This is a genomic window from Ornithinimicrobium flavum (assembly GCF_004526345.1).
GTDB lineage: Bacteria > Actinomycetota > Actinomycetes > Actinomycetales > Dermatophilaceae > Ornithinicoccus > Ornithinicoccus flavus.
The window spans coordinates 2,777,154-2,795,042 of sequence record NZ_CP038213.1; the positions used below are offsets into that span (position 1 = coordinate 2,777,154).

Sequence of the window (17,889 nt, forward strand, 5' to 3'; positions counted from 1 at the left end):
GGTATGCCGACCTGCCCCCGCCCGCGATCGCGCGGCGGGGGCAGGTCGGTCGGCGTCGTCAGGGCTGGACGAAGACCGCCACGGTCTGGGCCGGCACGTGCGCCGTCCCGCTCGCGGCGTCCCACGTGGCCGTCTTGACGACCTCGTCGGCACCGTCGGCCTGCACCGGGGACAGCTCCAGGGCCGCTCCCTCCAGGCCGGGGACGGCCTGGTCGACCGCCTCGGCGCTGGCGTTGAAGACGACGACCAGCCCGTCCAGCGCCGGGTCGACGTCGGTGCCGGCGGTGTCGTCGATCCGCATGACGATGACCTGCGGGTCGCCATGCTCGGTGCCCGAGACCGGGAAGGAGACCTTGGCCTCGATCTGGGCCGGGTCGCCGAGGCGGAACAGCTCGGTGGAGAACCGCAGCCGCAGCAGGTCCTGGGCCATGGCCGAGGCCAGCTCGATGTCCGCCGGCGCCGGCTTGAGCGAGGCGTCGGCCAGCAGGGGCCGGATAATCCCCCACTTGTCACCGTTGTCGCCCTCCGGCGGCAGGCCCCGGCCGAACCCGTTGTCGGTCATCGTGAAGTCGAGCAGGTTGAACCAGTCGCCGCTGTTGTAGGAGTTGCGGTCCAGGCTCTTGCTGCGCAGCATGTCCGCTCCGGCGTGCCAGAAGCTGATGGACTGTGACAGCGCCGTGGTGGACAGGGCCACGGTGTTGAGCCGGACCCGCTGGTCCATCGGGGTGTCCTGCGGCAGCTTGAAGGTCAGGTTGTCGAAGAGCGTCTCGTTGTCGTGGGCGTCCACGTAGTTGACGACCTCGTCAGGGTCCTCGGCGTAGGCCGCCGGGGAGCCGTTGTAGGAAATCCCGGTGCCCGCGAGGACCTCTCCGGTCTCCTGGCTGCGCAACTGGAAGTCGCGCAGGTTGCCGGCCAGCCCGATCTGGACCAGGTCGGTGTCGTTGGCGCTGGTCCCGCCCGAGGCGAAGCCCTTGTCGGTCGTCGGGTCCTCGTCGAAGGGCCCGCCGCCGCGCACGCCGTCGCGCAGCCGGTCGTTGAAGGTCGCGATCGAGGTGCCGTCCAGCTGGCCCTGGGTCGCCTGGTAGAAGCGCGCGTTGTCGGCGACCTCGCCGAAGTTCCAGCCCTCGCCGTAGAGGGTGACCGCCGAGCCGTCCACCCCGTCCCTCTTCAGGGTCAGCGCGTCCAGGGCGGCGCGCACGGCTTCCATGTTCTCGCGGCTGTGGTGACCCATGAGGTCGAACCGGAAGCCGTCGACCTTGTAGTCGCGGGCCCAGATCACCACGGCGTCGACCATGAGCTTCTCGGCCATCTCGTGCTCGGTCGCCACGTTCTCACAGCAGGTCGAGGTCTCGACCTGGCCGACGGCGTTGAGCCGGTGGTAGTAGCCGGGCACGATCCGGTCCAGCACCGACTTCTCGCTCTGGCCGGACTGGGCGGTGTGGTTGAACACCTTGTCCAGCACCACGCGCATACCCGAGTCGTGCAGCCCGCCCACCATGGTGCGGAACTCCTTGACCCGCTCACCGCCGTGGGCGGCCTGCGCGGTCGAGGCGTAGGAGCCCTCCGGCGCCATGAAGTGCCACGGGTCGTAGCCCCAGTTGAAGGCGTCGGTGTCGGCCTGAGCCATGACGCAGGCCTGCTGCTCCTCGCTGGCCGGGGCGAACGACTCCAGGTCACAGTCCGGGGTCGTCTGCGCGGCAGGGTCCTCCTCGATGCTGGCGATGTCGAAGGTCGGCAGCAGGTGGACGGTGTTCATCCCCGCCTCGGCCAGAGTCTCCAGGTGCCGCCGGCCGTAGCCGTCCTCGGCGAAGGCCAGGTAGGACCCGCGCAGCTCCTCCGGGACGTCCGGGTCGGCCATCGAGAAATCGCGCACGTGCAGCTCGTAGATCGTCTGGTCGACCTCGTCCTCCAGGACCGGGGCCTTCGCGGTGCGCCAGATCTCCGGCGCCCACCTCGGGGCGTCCAGGTCGACGATCACCGACCGCTGGCTGTTGAGGGTCAGCGCCACCGAGTAGGGGTCGGTGACGAGGTTGGTCTCCACCTGCCCCGTCGAGGGCACGTAGACGTCCACCTCGTAGAGGTACTCCATACCGGTCCACTGCTTCTTGCCGCGCGCGGTCCAGGAGCCGTCCCCGGCACGCTTCATCTCCACCCGCTGGGGGTCACCGGTGCCGCCCTCGGGCCACAGCAGCAGGTCGACGTCCTTGGCGGTGGGCGCCCAGAGGGTCAGCTGCGGGTTGGGCCCGTTCCAGGAGACGCCGTAGGCGGTCTTCCTCGCCTTCTCGGCGTAGAGGGCGTCGAGGACGCCGGGGATCTGGACCCCGGTGGCGTCCTGGAGCCGGCCGAGGTCGTCGTACCGTGCCACGGCGACCTGACCCTGGAGGATCTCCCCGGCCTGCTTCACGGTCTTCCTGTCGAGCCGCAGGGCGAGATACCCCTCGAGGTGCGGGAAGTCCGCCACGACGGAGTCCGGCAGACCGGCCGGGTCGTAGGTCAGCGGGGCCGAGGAGCCGCCGGTGACGTCCTCGGCGTCCACCGCCAGGCCGCCGTCCGGGGACCAGTGCAGTCGCCAGTCGGTCAGCTCGGGCGCCTCGACACCGTCGGCCGGCCACGCGATCAGGTCGGGGGCGAGCCAGTGGGCCCTGGCCGACCTCAGGTCGGGGGCGATCCCGGCCTCGCTCGTGGTGACGGAGATCTCGTGCGTCTCGAGCACGTAGCTGATCGTGGTGACGATGCCGTCGCGCGGGACGGAGAAGCCGACGTTGGAGCCTCCCCGCGCGCCGCCGGCACCGTAGTCCTCGTCCCAGGACAGACCGTGGGCGACCTTGAGCTCGTAGTTGCCCGCCGGGACCTGGGTGCTCGACCACGTGTACGTGCCGTCACCGTCCGGGTCGATGAGCCAGGGCAGCATGCAGGAGGGGTCCCAGTCGCCCGGGCAGCCCAGCTCGGACTGCATCGAGCCCGGGGCCGTGATGATCGGCCCCTCGGCGTCCGAGGTCACGTAGTGGCGGGCGTGCTCGTAGTAGAAGGAGACGTTGCCTGCGGAGGGGAGGGTATAGGTGATGTTGGGCCCACCCGGCTCGCCCCCGGCACCGTAGTTCTCGTCCCAGGAGCGGTCGATCGCCGCCTTGTACTCCCAGCTGCCGGCGGGGATGTCGTACGTCCCCTTCCAGACCGTGTCCTTGCCGTCGAGGGACAGCTGCGCCTGCTCGCACGCCGGCTGCCAGTCGCCCTCGCACCCCATCTCGGTGTTGTGCGACCCGGGGACGGAGACCGCCTCCGGCTGCTCGACGGGTCCGACCGGGTCGCTCCCGCCGCCGCCTCCGCCACCGGGGGCGGGGTCACCCACGATCCCGTAGGTCGAGGACGCCGACAGGTTGCCCGAGGCGTCCTTGAGCACGGCGCGGTACTCCAGCAGCGTGCCGTGCGGCATACCGGTGACGTCGTGGAAGACCCGGTAGGGCGCGTTGTCGTCGGTCCCCAGGACCGTCCAGTCCTGCCCGCCGACCGGTCGGTAGGCGAAGGTGACCTGGGCGAAGACGTTCTCCGGGACGGAGGCGCCGATCTCGGCCCGCCCGCCGACGACGCCACCCGCGGACGGCGAGTCGAGGTAGACCGCCGGGGCCTCCTGGCGGGGCGTGAGCGCCTTGCCGGCGCGGTAGACCTCCACGGACAGGGGCGCCACCTCGACGTCGAGGCGCGCGTCGGTGCCGGACCGGATACGGCCGCTGTCGCCGTAGACCGCGGTGAACTGTGTGCGCTCGCTGTAGGTCGGGACCGACACGCTGGCGCTCTCGGTCGAGTTGTTGGCGACCACGACGTACTCGACCAGCTCGTCGGCGTCGATCCGGGAGAAGGCGTAGACCCGGCGTCCGCGCTGGCGTAGCGGTGGATCTGCGCCCCGTCGGCGAGCGCCGGGTGCTCCTGGGTGAGGGCGCCCAGCGTGGCGATCTGCTGGTAGAGGGGGTGCGTGGTGTCGTAGCGGTCCATCGACCCGGACGGGGCACCGATGACCGGCTCGCTGGCGTAGCTGTCCACCTGCGTGGCGAACATGTCCTGCCGGGCGTCCTTGTCACCGGCCGACCCGATGAAGCCCTGCTCGTCGCCGTAGTAGACGACCGGCTGGCCGCGGGTGAGGAACATCAGCTCGTTCGTGAGCTCGACCCGCTCCTGCAGCTCGTCGCCGGAGAAGTCCTTGGCGAGCATCATGGCCGCCCGGCCCATGTCGTGGTTGCCCGTGAAGGTCGGCAGCTGGTAGGCGTTGGAGTCCGCGTCGGTGTAGTAGTCGTCCTGTGCGTAGAAGGTGCGCAGGTCGGTCGTGGGGCGGCCCTTGGCGAAGTCGATCGACCGGCCCTGGAAGCCGAAGTCGATGACGGCCTGGAGCTGGCCCTCGGTGGTGAAGGTCGACAGATACTCGGGGTTGCCGTCGTAGACCTCGCCGAACATGAAGAAGTCGTCGTTCTCGGCGCGCGCGGCCTCGAGGACGCGCGGGCTGAACTCCTGCCAGAACTCCAGGTTGACGTGCTTGACCGTGTCGATCCGGAAGCCGTCGATCCCCATGTCGGCCCAGGTGGAGTAGATGTCGACCATCCCGTCGACGACCTCGGTGCGCTCGGTGAACAGGTCGTCCAGGCCGACGAAGTCCCCGTAGGTGCTGGACTCCCCGGCGAAGGTGGAGTCACCCCGGTTGTGGTACATCGTCGGGTCGTTGAGCCAGTCCGGCACCTTGACCGTCTCGTCCGCCTCGGTGCGGAAGACCGGGGTGTAGGGGAAGGAAATCTCGGGGTCCAGGAGCGGGAACGGCTTGCCGATGTAGTCGCGGTCGTCGAAGGCGTTGCCCGCTGCGTCGCGGTAGGGCTCGGTCTCCTTGTCGATGTAGCCGTACTCACCCTCCTCGTAGTCGATGACGTCGGCGGTGTGGTTGGTGATGATGTCGAAGTAGACCTTCATCCCCCGCGAGTGCGCCTCGTCGACGAGCTCGCTCATCTCCTCGTTCGTGCCCAGGTGCGGGTCGATCTGGGTGAAGTCGGTGATCCAGTAGCCGTGGTACCCGGCGCTCGCGTTCTCCTCGCTGCCCTGGACGGGGCGGTTCTTGAAGCTGGGCGTCAGCCAGATCGCGGTCGTCCCCAGGCCCTGGATGTAGTCGAGCCGGTCCATGATCCCGGCCAGGTCTCCACCGTGGAAGAAGCCCTTGTCGGTGGGGTCGAAGCCGTGGTCCAGCCGGTCCCCCGCGATCCCGGCCGTGTCGTTGGTCGGGTCGCCGTTGGCGAACCGGTCGGCCATCACGAAGTAGAACTGCTCGCGGGTCACCGGCTGCCGCAGGCTGTCCCTCGCCAGGTCCTCGTCCGCAGGCGTGGCCGGCCCCTCCAGCTCGGTCGGGGCCACGCCCACCCGGTCGGTCTCGTCGTCGAAGGTGAACTCCAGCGAGGCCGGCCCCTCCAGCACCAGCGGCAGGTCGGCGGCAGGGTGGGACTCGGCCAACCCGCCGTCCAGGGCGACCTTGAAGGCCCAGGTCCCCTCCGGCACCTCGAAGACGCCCCGGTATGTCGTCCCGCTCCCCTCGACGGGGTCCAGCACGGTGGCCTCGCAGGCGGGGTCCCAGTCCTCCGCGCAGCCCAGCTCGTCCTGCAGGGAGCCGACGAGGGTGACCGTGCGCGGCGTGGCGGCGGTCGGCAGACTCGCGGTCGACGCCACCGGGCCGACGGGGCCCGCGGTGGCGGACGGCGTGGCGACGCCGGGCGCTGCGCCCGCGAGGAGCGCGGCCACGAGGGCACCGGACAGGACGGGACGCTTCATCGCGGCTCCTGGAGGGGATGGGAGGACGGTCAGCCACCCAGGCTAGAGCCTCCGCGTCAGGCTCACAACATTTCCTGCAAGATTTTGCACAATCCTTACCCTGGCGAGGCACATATTACGGTTGAGTAACGAACGCCCCGGCGGGCTCCCCCGGCCTTCTCGGCTGCCACTACGGTCTGCTCAGACGCAAGGGAGCGACGATGCTGGCAGTGCACAACCTCGAGGTGGTGTACGAGGACGTCATGCTCGCGGTACGGGGCGCGAGCCTGTCCGTGGGGCCCGACCGGATCGTGGCGCTGCTCGGCGCCAACGGCGCCGGCAAGACCACCCTCCTGCGCGCCATGACCGGCCTGCTCGACGTCCACCGCGGGAAGATCACCCGCGGTCACGTCAGCATCGACGGAGCCCGGGTCGACACGCGCAGCCCCGCCGGTGTGGTGCGCGCCGGCGTCGGGCAGGTGATGGAGGGTCGTCGCGTCTTCGTCGAGTTCACCGTGGAGGAGAACCTGCGCGTCGGCGGCCACACCAGCGCCGCCCGCGGCCTGCAGGACAAGCTGGACCGGATCTACTCCATGTTCCCCGTGCTCGCCGACCGGCGCCGTTCGCAGGCCGGCTACCTCTCCGGCGGCGAGCAGCAGATGCTCGCGATCGGCCGGGCCATGATGGCCGACCCGAGATACCTCCTCCTCGACGAGCCCAGCCTGGGGCTGGCCCCGCAGATGGTGGAGCGCATCCGCGACCTCATCGTCGAGATCAACAGCGGGGGCACGGGGATCCTGCTGATCGAGCAGAACGCCGCCATGGCGCTGTCGGTGGCCCACCACGGCTACGTCATGGAGAACGGCCTCACCGTCATGGACGCCCCGGCCGACCGGCTCCGGGCCGACGCCGACATCCAGGAGTTCTACCTGGGGTTGGGCTCGGAGGGGTCCTCGTTGCGCGACGTCAAGCACTACAAGCGACGCAAGCGGTGGCTGTCGTGACCTCCGAGGCCCTGCTGCAGGTCGAGGACCTGACGCTCCGCTTCGGTGGCAACACCGCGCTCGAGGGCGTGGGTTTCGACGTCCACCCCGGGGAGCTCCTGGCCATCATCGGCCCGAACGGCGCCGGCAAGACCTCGACGTTCAACTGCATCTCGGGGGTCTACCGTCCGCAGAGCGGGGACGTCCGGTTCCGGGGGGAGTCGGTCCTGGGGCTGCGACCGGACCGGATCGCCGCCCGGGGCATCGCCCGCACCTTCCAGAACATCGAGCTCTTCGACAACCTGACGGTGCTGGAGAACCTCCTGCTCGGGCGGCACCACCTCCTGCGGTCCCCCTGGTGGCAGGCGATGGCCTGGTTGCCGTCCACGCGGAGGGAGGAACGGTCCGCGCGGCTCGAGATCGAGCACCTGGTGGAGTTCCTCGACCTCACCGCGGTGCGCCGGCACCCGGTGGGCATCCTGCCCTACGGCATCAAGAAGCGCATCGAGCTGGGCCGGGCCCTGGCGATGCAGCCCGAGCTGCTCCTGCTCGACGAGCCGGTCGCGGGGATGAACACCGAGGAGACCGAGGACATGGCCCGGTTCATCCTCGACGTCCGTGCCGAGCTCGGCCTGGCGATGATCATGGTCGAGCACGACATGCGGCTGGTCATGGACCTCGCCGACCGGGTCCTGGTCATCGACTTCGGCCGACCCATCGCCCTCGGGACCCCCGGGGAGGTCCAGCGTGACCCAGCCGTCATCGCCGCCTACCTGGGCGGGGCCGACGACGAGGTCCGCGCGGCCGTGAGCGAGGAGCGGCCGTGAGCCAGGTCCAGCACCTCCCCGACCTCCTGCGCCGGGCCGCGGCGGAGACACCCGACACGGTCGCCCTGCGGGAGAAGCGGTACGGCCTGTGGCAGGACATCACCTGGGCGGACTACCTGGCCAACACCGAGGACGTCGCCTACGGCCTGGCCGCCCTGGGCGTGGGCGCCGGTGACCGGGTGGCCGTCCAGTCCGAGAACCGGCCGGAGTGGCTCTACACCGACCTGGCGTGCGGGATGCTCCGGGCCGTCGTGGTCGGCTTCTACCCGACCAACCCGGTGGCAGAGGTCCGCTACCTCCTGCTCGACTCCGGGGCCCGGGTCCTGGTGGCCGAGGACCAGGAGCAGGTGGACAAGGCGGTGGAGCTGCTCGACGAGGTCCCGTCGCTGGAGTGGGTGGTCTACCTGGACGGGCGCGGCCTGGCCGACGACGCCCACCCTCGGCTGCTGTCGGTCGACGAGCTGGTGAGGCGCGGCGCGGTCCTGCGGGAGCAGGACCCGGGCCTGCTGTCCAGGATCGACGCCGACCGCACCCCCGAGGACCTGGTGACGCTGATCTACACCTCGGGCACGACCGGCCCACCCAAGGGGGCCATGCTCGACGCCCGCAACGTCGACTTCGGGGCCGCGACCTTCGCCCGTGCCCCGGGCATGTTCGGCCCGGACGGCCTGGGCCGGCAGGACGTGCTGGTGTCCTACCTCCCGCTGTCGCACGTCGTCGAGCGGGCGATCAGCACCTGGGGCGGGGTGCGCAACCGGCCGCTGGTCCACTTCGCCGAGTCGATCGAGACCGTCGTCAGCGACCTCGCGGAGGTCCAGCCCACCATCCTGTTCGCCGTCCCCCGGATCTGGGAGAAGATCCAGGCCACGGTCGCGATCAGGATGGCCAACGCCTCCCCCCTCAAGCGCGCCGCCTACCGCGTCGGGCACGGCCTGGGTGCCCGGGCCGCCCGGCAGCAGCTCGCCGGCGGGCGCCCCGACCTGCTCGCGCGCGCCCTGGCCTTCCTCGCGTGGGTCCTGGTGCACCGCAAGCTGCGCCGGCACCTGGGCCTGGCCCGGGTGCGGCACGCGTTGTCCGGCGCCGCCCCCATCTCCCCCGAGGTGCTGGAGTTCTTCCTCGCCATGGGGGTCACGATCCACGAGGCCTACGGCATGACGGAGAACACCGCGGTGGCGACCGCGACGATGCCCGGCCGCGTCCGTTTCGGGACGGTCGGTGAACCGCAGCCGGGGATCGAGCTCGCCCTGGACGAGGACACCGGAGAGGTGCTCACCCGTCATCCGGGCACCTTCGTCGGCTACTGGCGCAAGCCGGAGGCGACCGCGGAGGTGATCGACACGCAGGGGTGGCTGCATACCGGTGACGTCGGGAGGTGGGTCGACGGCACGCACCTGCAGATCGTGGACCGGATCAAGGACATCATCATCACGGCCGGCGGCAAGAACATCTCGCCCAGCGAGCTGGAGAACGCTCTCAAGGCCTCCCCCTACATCCGGGAGGCCGTCGTGATCGGTGACCGACGTCCCTACCTGACCGCGCTCATCGGGATCGAGTTCGACACCGTCGCGGACTGGGCCTCGCGCCACCGGATCGAGTACACCACCTACAAGGACCTGTCGACCAAGCCGGAGACGGTCGAGCTCATCGCCGGGGTGGTCCGCGACGTCAACAGCCGCGTCGCCCGGGTCGAGGCGGTCCGCAAGTTCCGCATGCTGCACAAGCAGCTCGACCACGAGGACGGCGAGCTGACCGCCACCCAGAAGCTGAAGCGTGCGGCCTTCGCGGCCACGGTCCCGCACCTCGTCGACGACATGTACGCCGGCACCAGCGACCATGCCGGTGCCGACCTGGGACGGAGCGGATGATGGCGGCCTTCCTCACCGCGGTGCTGGCGGGGATCGGGGACGGGGCGGTCTACGCCCTCATCGCCGTGAGCTTCGTGCTCATCTACCGGGCGACGGGCGTGCTCAACTTCGCCCAGCCCGGGCTGCTCATCCTCGGGACCTGGGTGACCTCGGTCCTGGTGGTCGACCGAGGCCTGCCCTTCTGGGTCGCGGTCGTCCTGGCCGTCGTTGCCGTGGCCGTGGTCTCGATGGGTGTCGAGCGGGTCGCGATCCGCCCGATGATCGGCAGGCCGGTCTTCTCGACCGCGCTGGTGACGGTCGGGCTCTTCATCGTCCTGCTCGTGCTGGCCTTCCGCCTCTTCGCCGCCCGCGCCCGCACCATCGGTGACCCCTGGCAGCTGGAGCGGTGGTGCCTGGTCGAGGGGGAGGTCACCTGTGCCGTCTCGCTCTACCAGCACCATGCCGGCAAGGTCGCGGTCACGGCGGTCGTGCTGACCGTCCTCGGCCTGTGGCTGGGCCGCTCCCGCATCGGCCTCGCGATGCGCGCCACCTCCCTGGACCAGGAGGCGGCGATGGCCCAGGGCATCAACGTGGGCCGGATGTTCTCGCTCTCCTGGGCGCTCGGTGGGGGGCTGGCCGCGCTCGGGGGCGTCCTGCTGGCGGCCGACGGGTCGGTCGTGCAGGCCAATGACGCGCTCTTCGCCCTGGTCGCCCTGCCCGCCCTCATCCTCGGTGGCATCGACTCCTTCCGCGGGGCCGTCGTCGGCGGGATCGTCATGGGTCTCGTCTCCGGCGTCGCCCGGGTCTACCAACCGGTCCACGCACCCTGGCTGGGGCCGAACTTCGAGAACGTCGCGCCGTACCTCGTCATGATCCTGGTCCTGCTCGTCCGCCCCTACGGGCTCTTCGGCACCAAGGAGGTGCAGCGGGTATGACGTCCGCCACCGGCACCGGCGAGGACCGGGCGCAGGCCCGGGGCACCGCTCGCCTGACGGGCCGTTCCCGGACGCTGCGCAGCGGGACCCGGCGCGGCCGGGTCCCGCGCAGCGCCCGCCGGGGTCGACCTCGCCTCTACACGAGCTACGACGCGGACTCGGCCCTGCTCAACACCCCGGCCAAGAGGTGGTGGACGCTGGCCGTGGTGCTGCTGGCGCTGGTCGCACCCTTCCTGCTCAGCCGCGACCTCACCCACCTGCTCTCCGTCGCCGCCGTCATGGCGATCGCCGGGATCGGGCTGAACCTGCTGACGGGGTACGCCGGCCAGATCTCGCTGGGTCACCCCTTCTTCATGGCGCTGGGCGCCTACACCGGTGCGGTCGTCGCCGGCGCGCCGGGGTCGATCGTTCTCGGCTGGGAGCTCGACCTGTCCCTCGCGCTGGTCCTGGCGGCCGTGGTCCCCGGTGCCATCGGCCTGCTCGTGGCGCCGTTGGCCACCCGGGTCCGAGGGTTGTACCTCGCCGTGCTGACCCTCGGCCTGCTCATGCTCGGCGAGCAGGTCTTCAAGCAGTGGGCCGCGCTCACCGGCGGGTCCGGTGTCGGCCGGGCCGGGGCGCTCCCCGTCCTCTTCGGCAATGACCTCACCCGCACCTACGCCGTCGGGCCCCTCCTGCTCCCCCCGCACGTCTCGCTCTACCTGGTGTGCGTGGTGCTGCTCGCCGGGCTCGGTGTCGCCGCCCGCAACCTGGCCCGCTCCCGGAGCGGCCGGGCCTTCGCCGCCGTGCGGGACCGGGACATCGCCGCGGAGATCATGGGCGTCAACCTGCTCCGCACCAAGACCCTGGCCTTCGCCCTCTCCAGCGCGTACGCCGGCGTCGCGGGATGCCTCTACGCCGTGCTGATCGGGCGCGTCGCACCCGAGCAGTGGAACATCCTGATGGCGATCAACCTGCTCGCCATCGTCGTCATCGGCGGGGTCGCGACGATCAGCGGGACCCTGCTCGGGGCCGCCTTCGTCGTCCTGCTCCCCCGGCTCCTGGAGTGGCTGGCTCCCTGGCTGCCGTTCGTGTCCACCGGCAGCGGTGGCCTCATCACCATCTTCCAGCTGCAGTCGATCCTGTTCGGCACGCTCATCGTGCTCTTCCTGATCCTGGAGCCTCGCGGCCTCTTCGGCCTGTGGCACCGGGTTCGGACGTACTTCACCACCTGGCCCTTCAGCTACTGACCCACCACCCATCCCCACCGCACGAAGGAGTGCAGATGTCCATCAACACCACCTCCCGACGATGGTTCGCCGTCGCCGCGGCCGCGGCCCTGCTGACCGCGAGCTGCACGGCTGTCGACGACGAGCCGGAGCCCGCCGCCACCCAGGACGACAGCACGTCCGAGGAGACCGGGAGCAACGACGAGACCGAGACGGAGACCGAGACCGACGACAGCGCCGCCGACACCGGCGCGGCGACCGAGACCGACGACGCCACGGCGGGCGGTGAGATCGACTTCGCCGAGGGAGTGACGCAGGAGGCCTGCCCCGACGCCGTCAACCCCGACAACGGCTGCATCTACCTGGGTGTGCTCTCCGACCTCACCGAGGGACCGTTCGCGGCGCTCGCCGTGCCGATCACCGATGCCCAGCGCGCCTACTGGGCCCAGGTGAACGAGGACGGGGGCATCGGTGGCTTCGACGTGGACATCGACACCTACACCCGCGACACCAAGTACCAGCCGGCCGAGCACGCTGCCGCCTACCAGCAGATCGAGCCCAACATCCTCGCCCTCGCGCAGACGCTCGGCACCGTCAACACCGAGTCGGTGCTGGGAGACATGGACGCCAACGACGTGGTCGCGGTGCCCGCCTCCTGGTGGTCCGGCTACTCGTTCCAGGAGAACGACCAGGGCCTCATCATGGAGTTCGGCTACTCCTACTGCGTCGAGTCCATGGTCGGCCTCGACTGGTATGCCGAGAACCACGGCGAGGTCACCTCGGTCGCCGCGGTGGGGTATCCCGGTGACTACGGCGGCGACTCGGCAGCCGGCGCCCAGATGTGGGCCGAGGCCAACGGGGTCTCCGACGTCACGGTCGTGCCCACCGGACCCAACCAGGTCACGGGTGGGCAGGACGCGGTCGTCAGCGCCGTCCTGGCGGCCCAGCCGGACGTCGTGATCCTGGCCGTCGGCCCGGCCGAGGCCGGCGAGATCGTCGGCAAGCTCGCGGGCGGGGGCTTCACCGGCCGCTTCCTCGGCTCCCTGCCGACGTGGAACCCCGCGCTGCTGCAGAGCGCGGCTGCCCCGGCCCTGACCGCGCTCTACAACCACCTGTCGCCGATCGAGCAGTGGGACGGGACGAGCGAGGGCAACGCGGCCATGAAGGAGTCCCTGGGCGGTGAGGAGCCGGTCAACGCCGGCTACATCATCGGCTGGGCGATGAGCTACCCGATGCACGCCCTGCTGGAGAAGGCCGCGGGCGAGGGCGACCTCACCCGTGCCGGGCTGCGTGCGGCCGTCGACGGCCTCGAGGTCGACTTCGCGGGGATGGCCGAGACCATCACCTACGGAGGCGACGGAGCGGACGTGGCGGTGAGCGGACTCATCGTGGGCACGCCGTCGGCGGAGGCCCCGCTCGGCATCGAGACCACCGACGACTTCTACCAGGGCTCGACCTTCGAGGGTCTGGACTACACCCAGGCCTGCTCCGCCAGCAGCTGATCCCCCTCCCGGTGTCCTGGACCGGCTCGTCTAGTAGACGTGCCGGTCCAGGACGCGGGCGTACTGCGGGACCCACGGCAGGTCGTGCCCCAGCTGGTGGGCCGCGCGGTGCCACCACCGTGGGTCGGCCAGGAGCGCCCGGGCCATCATCACCACGTCCGCCTGGCCGGTCGCCAGCACCAGCTCCGCCTGGCGGGGCTGGGTGATCATCCCCACCGTGCTCACCGGCACGTCGACCTCCTCACGCACCCGCGCCGCGAAGCGCGTCTGGTAGCCGGGGCCCACGGGGATCTGCGGGTCGGGAAGGTTGCCCCCGCTGGAGACGTCCACGAGGTCGGCCCCGCGCTCGGCCAGCCAGCGGGCCACCTGCACGGTCCGCTCGACATCGCCGGCGACCCCGCCCGGCGTGTGCGGCGACCAGTCCGTGGCCGACACCCGCACCAGAACCGGCATGCTGTCGGGCACCACCTGCCGCACCGCCTCCACGGACTCGAGGAGCAGGCGCGCCCGGGCCTGGTCGGACCCCCCGTAGCCGTCCTGCCGCTCGTTCACCAGCGGGCTCAGGAACTGCGCCAGGAGGTAGCCGTGGGCCGCGTGGAGCTCCACCGCGTCGAAGCCGGCGACGACCGCCCGGCGCGCAGCCGCCGCGAACGCCCCGGGCACGGCGGCGACCTCCTCGGTGGTCATGGCGCGCGGCGAGGCGTACGCCCCGAAGGGTGCCTCCCCGGCCCCCACGGTCGCCCATCCCCCGTCGTCCTCGCCCACCGACCCGCTCTCAGGGTGAAAGGGTGCGTAGGTCGACCCCTTGCGCCCGGCGTGCGCCAGCTGGATCCCGATGCGGGACCCGGTGGCGTGCACCAAGGAGACGATCCGCTCCCACGGCCCGATCTGGTGCTCCCCCCACAGTCCGGCGTCCCACGGGGAGATCCGTCCCTCGGCGGTGACCGCGCTGGCCTCCGTGAGGATCATGGGCGCCCCGCCGGCCGCGAACGCCTGCAGGTGCGCCAGGTGCCAGTCACCCACGACACCAGGGCTCTCGAGTGAGCAGGAGTACTGGCACATCGGCGAGACCCAGGCACGACCGGGGACGGTGAGCCCGCGCAGCGTGAGGGGCTCGAAGAGGAGGGAGGAGGCCATGGCTGGCATCGTGCCACGCCGGCTCGTGGACGCCCCCCGCGGGGTCGTTTCCGGGCATGCGAAAGGCCCGCTCGGATTGCTCCGAGCGGGCCTTTCAAGAAGAAGTCCGGCGGTGTCCTACTCTCCCACACCGTTCCCGGTGCAGTACCATCGGCGCTGTCAGGCTTAGCTTCCGGGTTCGGAATGTGACCGGGCGTTTCCCTGACGCTATGACCGCCGTAACACTATCAACCTCTATCAACCGACCAGGGGTTGGTTGTGGGTCGGGAACCGTACAGTGGACGCGTGTTTATCTGGGGGGCCACGGGGGGCGAAGCCCACCGTGGGTTTGTTAAGTTGTCGGCTTATTAGTACCGGTCAGCTCCGCACATTACTGTGCTTCCACATCCGGCCTATCAACCCAGTAGTCTAGCTGGGAGCCTCTCACACCCGAGGGTGCATGGAAACCTCATCTTGAAGTGTGCTTCCCGCTTAGATGCTTTCAGCGGTTATCACGTCCGAACGTAGCTAATCAGCGGTGCCCTTGGCAGGACAACTGACACACCAGAGGTTCGTCCATCCCGGTCCTCTCGTACTAGGGACAGCTCTTCTCAAGTTTCCTCCGCGCGCAGCGGATAGGGACCGAACTGTCTCACGACGTTCTAAACCCAGCTCGCGTACCGCTTTAATGGGCGAACAGCCCAACCCTTGGGACCGACTCCAGCCCCAGGATGCGACGAGCCGACATCGAGGTGCCAAACCATGCCGTCGATATGAGCTCTTGGGCAGGATCAGCCTGTTATCCCCGGGGTACCTTTTATCCGTTGAGCGACGGCGCTTCCACAAGCCACCGTCGGGTCACTAGTCCCGACTTTCGTCTCTGCTCGACATGTCTGTCTCACAGTCAAGCTCCCTTGTGCACTTACACTCGACACCTGATTACCAACCAGGCTGAGGGAACCTTTGGGCGCCTCCGTTACCTTTTAGGAGGCAACCGCCCCAGTTAAACTACCCACCAGGCACTGTCCCTGATCCGGATCACGGACCGAGGTTAGATATCCAGAACGACCAGAGTGGTATTTCAACGATGACTCCACGACCACTGGCGTGGCCGCTTCACAGTCTCCCACCTATCCTACACAAGCCGTACCGAACACCAATACCAAGCTATAGTAAAGGTCCCGGGGTCTTTCCGTCCTGCTGCGCGTAACGAGCATCTTTACTCGTAGTGCAATTTCGCCGAGTTCGTGGTTGAGACAGTGGAGAAGTCGTTACGCCATTCGTGCAGGTCGGAACTTACCCGACAAGGAATTTCGCTACCTTAGGATGGTTATAGTTACCACCGCCGTTTACTGGCGCTTAAGTTCAGAGCTTCGCCGTGAGGCTAACCCGTCCCCTTAACGTTCCAGCACCGGGCAGGCGTCAGTCCGTATACATCGTCTTGCGACTTCGCACGGACCTGTGTTTTTAGTAAACAGTCGCTTCTCCCTGGTCTCTGCGGCCATCAGCGCTAACCCGCAAGGGGTTTCACGCGTCCGGCCCCCCTTCTCCCGAAGTTACGGGGGCATTTTGCCGAGTTCCTTAACCACGATTCACTCGATCGCCTTAGTATTCTCTACCTGACCACCTGAGTCGGTTTGGGGTACGGGCGGCTAGAACCTCGCTAGGAACTTTTCTTGGCAGCATAGGATCACCCTGCTTCCCGCATACGCGGTCACGGTCAAGCCTCGGGCACTGATGGGGCGGATTTACCACTCCCCGGCCCTGCGCTCTTCAACGTGGACAACCATCGCCACGCGGGGCTACCTTCCTGCGTCCTTCCATCGCTTACCTACTACCAGCTCGGGTCACGCGCTCACTCCCGACCGGGAACCCCACCCGAAGGTAGGACTCCGTCTGCCGGAAGCTCGGGCGCTTAGCATCACAAGATTCGGTACTGGGCGGTTCTTCGCCGGTTCCGGAATATCAACCGGATGTCCATCGACTACGCCTGTCGGCCTCGCCTTAGGTCCCGACTTACCCAGGGCAGATTAGCTTGACCCTGGAAACCTTGGTCATTCGGCGGAAGAGTTTCTCGCTCTTCTTTCGCTACTCATGCCTGCATTCTCACTCGTGCCGGATCCACACCTCGATCACTCGGATGCTTCACTCCCGGCACGACGCTCCCCTACCCACCAACACGCCTGGACCCACCCCACGAGGGGACGGGCCGAGCAAAATGTCAGTGCCACAGCTTCGGTGGTGTGCTTGAGCCCCGCTACATTGTCGGCGCGGAATCACTTGACCAGTGAGCTATTACGCACTCTTTCAAGGGTGGCTGCTTCTAAGCCAACCTCCTGGTTGTCTTCGCAACTCCACATCCTTTCCCACTTAGCACACGCTTAGGGACCTTAGCTGGTGATCTGGGCTGTTTCCCTCTCGACTACGAAGCTTATCCCCCGCAGTCTCACTGCCATGCTCTCACTTACCGGCATTCGGAGTTTGGCTGACGTCAGTAACCTGGTGAGGCCCATCAGCCATCCAGTAGCTCTACCTCCGGCAAGAAACACATGACGCTGCACCTAAATGCATTTCGGGGAGAACCAGCTATCACGGAGTTTGATTGGCCTTTCACCCCTACCCACAGCTCATCCCCTCAGTTTTCAACCTAAGTGGGTTCGGGCCTCCACGCGGTCTTACCCGCGCTTCACCCTGGCCATGGGTAGATCACTCCGCTTCGGGTCTAGACCCAGCGACTATGATCGCCCTGTTCGGACTCGCTTTCGCTACGGCTACCCCACACGGGTTAACCTCGCCACTGAGCACTAACTCGCAGGCTCATTCTTCAAAAGGCACGCCGTCACCAGACCGCAGCCCGGCTCCGACGGATTGTAGGCACACGGTTTCAGGAACTATTTCACTCCCCTCCCGGGGTACTTTTCACCTTTCCCTCACGGTACTTGTCCGCTATCGGTCACTAGGGAATATTTAGGCTTAGCAGGTGGTCCTGCCAGATTCGTACGGGATTTCTCGGGCCCCGTACTACTCGGGTGGCACGCAACACAGTCCACGATGTTTCGGCTACCGGGGTCTCACCGTCTACGCCAGGCCTTTCCAGACCCTTCACCTACACCGCGAATTTCTTACTGTGCACCAGACCGGTAGACCTGGTACGCGCACTCCCACAACCCCGCCCCTGCAACCCCTACCGGGTATCACACAGAAACGGTTTAGCCTCATCCGCTTTCGCTCGCCACTACTCACGGAATCACATGTTGTTTTCTCTTCCTGTGGGTACTGAGATGTTTCACTTCCCCACGTTCCCTCCACACACCCTATATATTCAGGTGCGGGTGACCAGTGATGAAACTGGCCGGGTTTCCCCATTCGGACACCCTCGGATCACAGTCTGGTTATCGACTCCCCGAGGCTTATCGCAGATTCCTACGTCCTTCTTCGGTTCCTAGTGCCAAGGCATCCACCGTGCGCCCTTAAAAACTTAACAAGCCACAAAGATGCTCGCGTCCACTGTACAGTTCTCAACCAACAACCAGGACAACCACCCACCCCACCACCAGACACCCACCCGCACACCAGAGGTGAACGCGATGAGCCGGTCCGGTGAGACCGACGGCCCCAGCCAAGACACCCGACACCCCCACCAACCGGTAGGGGAAGCCCGATCCCTCAGGACCCAACAGCGTGCCAGCACCACCCACCCGT

General features: G+C 68.2%; 8 protein-coding genes, 2 rRNA genes and 1 pseudogene. 6 read left to right on the plus strand and 5 right to left on the minus strand.

Translation table 11 applies throughout. From position 1 onward, the window contains the following. Positions 1–58: 58 nt before the first annotated feature. Together pulA and E3Z34_RS20325 are read right to left on the minus strand one after the other, a co-directional pair. Positions 59–3,670 (minus strand): pullulanase-type alpha-1,6-glucosidase, encoded by a 3,612-nt coding sequence (pulA, locus tag E3Z34_RS19050; protein ID WP_420818954.1) that lies wholly within the window; start codon positions 3,668–3,670, stop codon positions 59–61. Between the two features lie 449 nt (positions 3,671–4,119). Next, positions 4,120–5,796, minus strand: a pseudogene (locus E3Z34_RS20325) (alpha-amylase family glycosyl hydrolase); the annotation flags it as partial. A gap of 200 nt (positions 5,797–5,996) precedes the next feature. Between E3Z34_RS20325 and E3Z34_RS13035 the strand changes: the two are divergent. From E3Z34_RS13035 to E3Z34_RS13060, 6 genes are read left to right on the plus strand one after another with little or no spacing between them, the layout of a single operon-like run. Then, positions 5,997–6,779 (plus strand): ABC transporter ATP-binding protein, encoded by a 783-nt coding sequence (locus E3Z34_RS13035; RefSeq protein WP_134773955.1) that lies wholly within the window; start codon positions 5,997–5,999, stop codon positions 6,777–6,779. Next, a complete protein-coding gene (locus E3Z34_RS13040) occupies positions 6,776–7,585 on the plus strand; it encodes an ABC transporter ATP-binding protein (RefSeq protein WP_238695172.1) in 810 nt (269 codons plus the stop codon). Before E3Z34_RS13035 ends, E3Z34_RS13040 begins: the two co-directional genes overlap by 4 nt. After that, positions 7,582–9,450 (plus strand): AMP-dependent synthetase/ligase, encoded by a 1,869-nt coding sequence (locus E3Z34_RS13045; protein WP_134773957.1) that lies wholly within the window; start codon positions 7,582–7,584, stop codon positions 9,448–9,450. The genes E3Z34_RS13040 and E3Z34_RS13045 overlap by 4 nt, the downstream gene beginning before the upstream one ends. After that, positions 9,447–10,364 (plus strand): branched-chain amino acid ABC transporter permease, encoded by a 918-nt coding sequence (locus E3Z34_RS13050; protein ID WP_202976951.1) that lies wholly within the window; start codon positions 9,447–9,449, stop codon positions 10,362–10,364. The genes E3Z34_RS13045 and E3Z34_RS13050 overlap by 4 nt, the downstream gene beginning before the upstream one ends. Further along, positions 10,361–11,590 carry a branched-chain amino acid ABC transporter permease gene (locus tag E3Z34_RS13055; protein ID WP_134773959.1) on the plus strand — a complete coding sequence of 410 codons (1,230 nt, stop codon included), beginning with the start codon at positions 10,361–10,363 and terminating at the stop codon, positions 11,588–11,590. The genes E3Z34_RS13050 and E3Z34_RS13055 overlap by 4 nt, the downstream gene beginning before the upstream one ends. 35 nt (positions 11,591–11,625) lie before the next feature. Beyond that, positions 11,626–13,071 (plus strand): ABC transporter substrate-binding protein, encoded by a 1,446-nt coding sequence (locus E3Z34_RS13060; protein ID WP_134773960.1) that lies wholly within the window; start codon positions 11,626–11,628, stop codon positions 13,069–13,071. Between the two features lie 30 nt (positions 13,072–13,101). Here E3Z34_RS13060 and E3Z34_RS13065 read toward each other — a convergent pair whose 3' ends face one another. From E3Z34_RS13065 to E3Z34_RS13075, 3 genes are all read right to left on the minus strand, one after another. Continuing rightward, positions 13,102–14,208, minus strand: coding sequence for an NADH:flavin oxidoreductase/NADH oxidase (locus E3Z34_RS13065; RefSeq protein ID WP_338043734.1), 1,107 nt, complete (start codon positions 14,206–14,208; stop codon positions 13,102–13,104). Positions 14,209–14,312: 104 nt separating this feature from the next. Next, positions 14,313–14,429, minus strand: a 5S ribosomal RNA gene (rrf, locus tag E3Z34_RS13070). 106 nt (positions 14,430–14,535) lie between these two features. Beyond that, positions 14,536–17,671 (minus strand): 23S ribosomal RNA (locus E3Z34_RS13075). Positions 17,672–17,889: the final 218 nt, after the last annotated feature.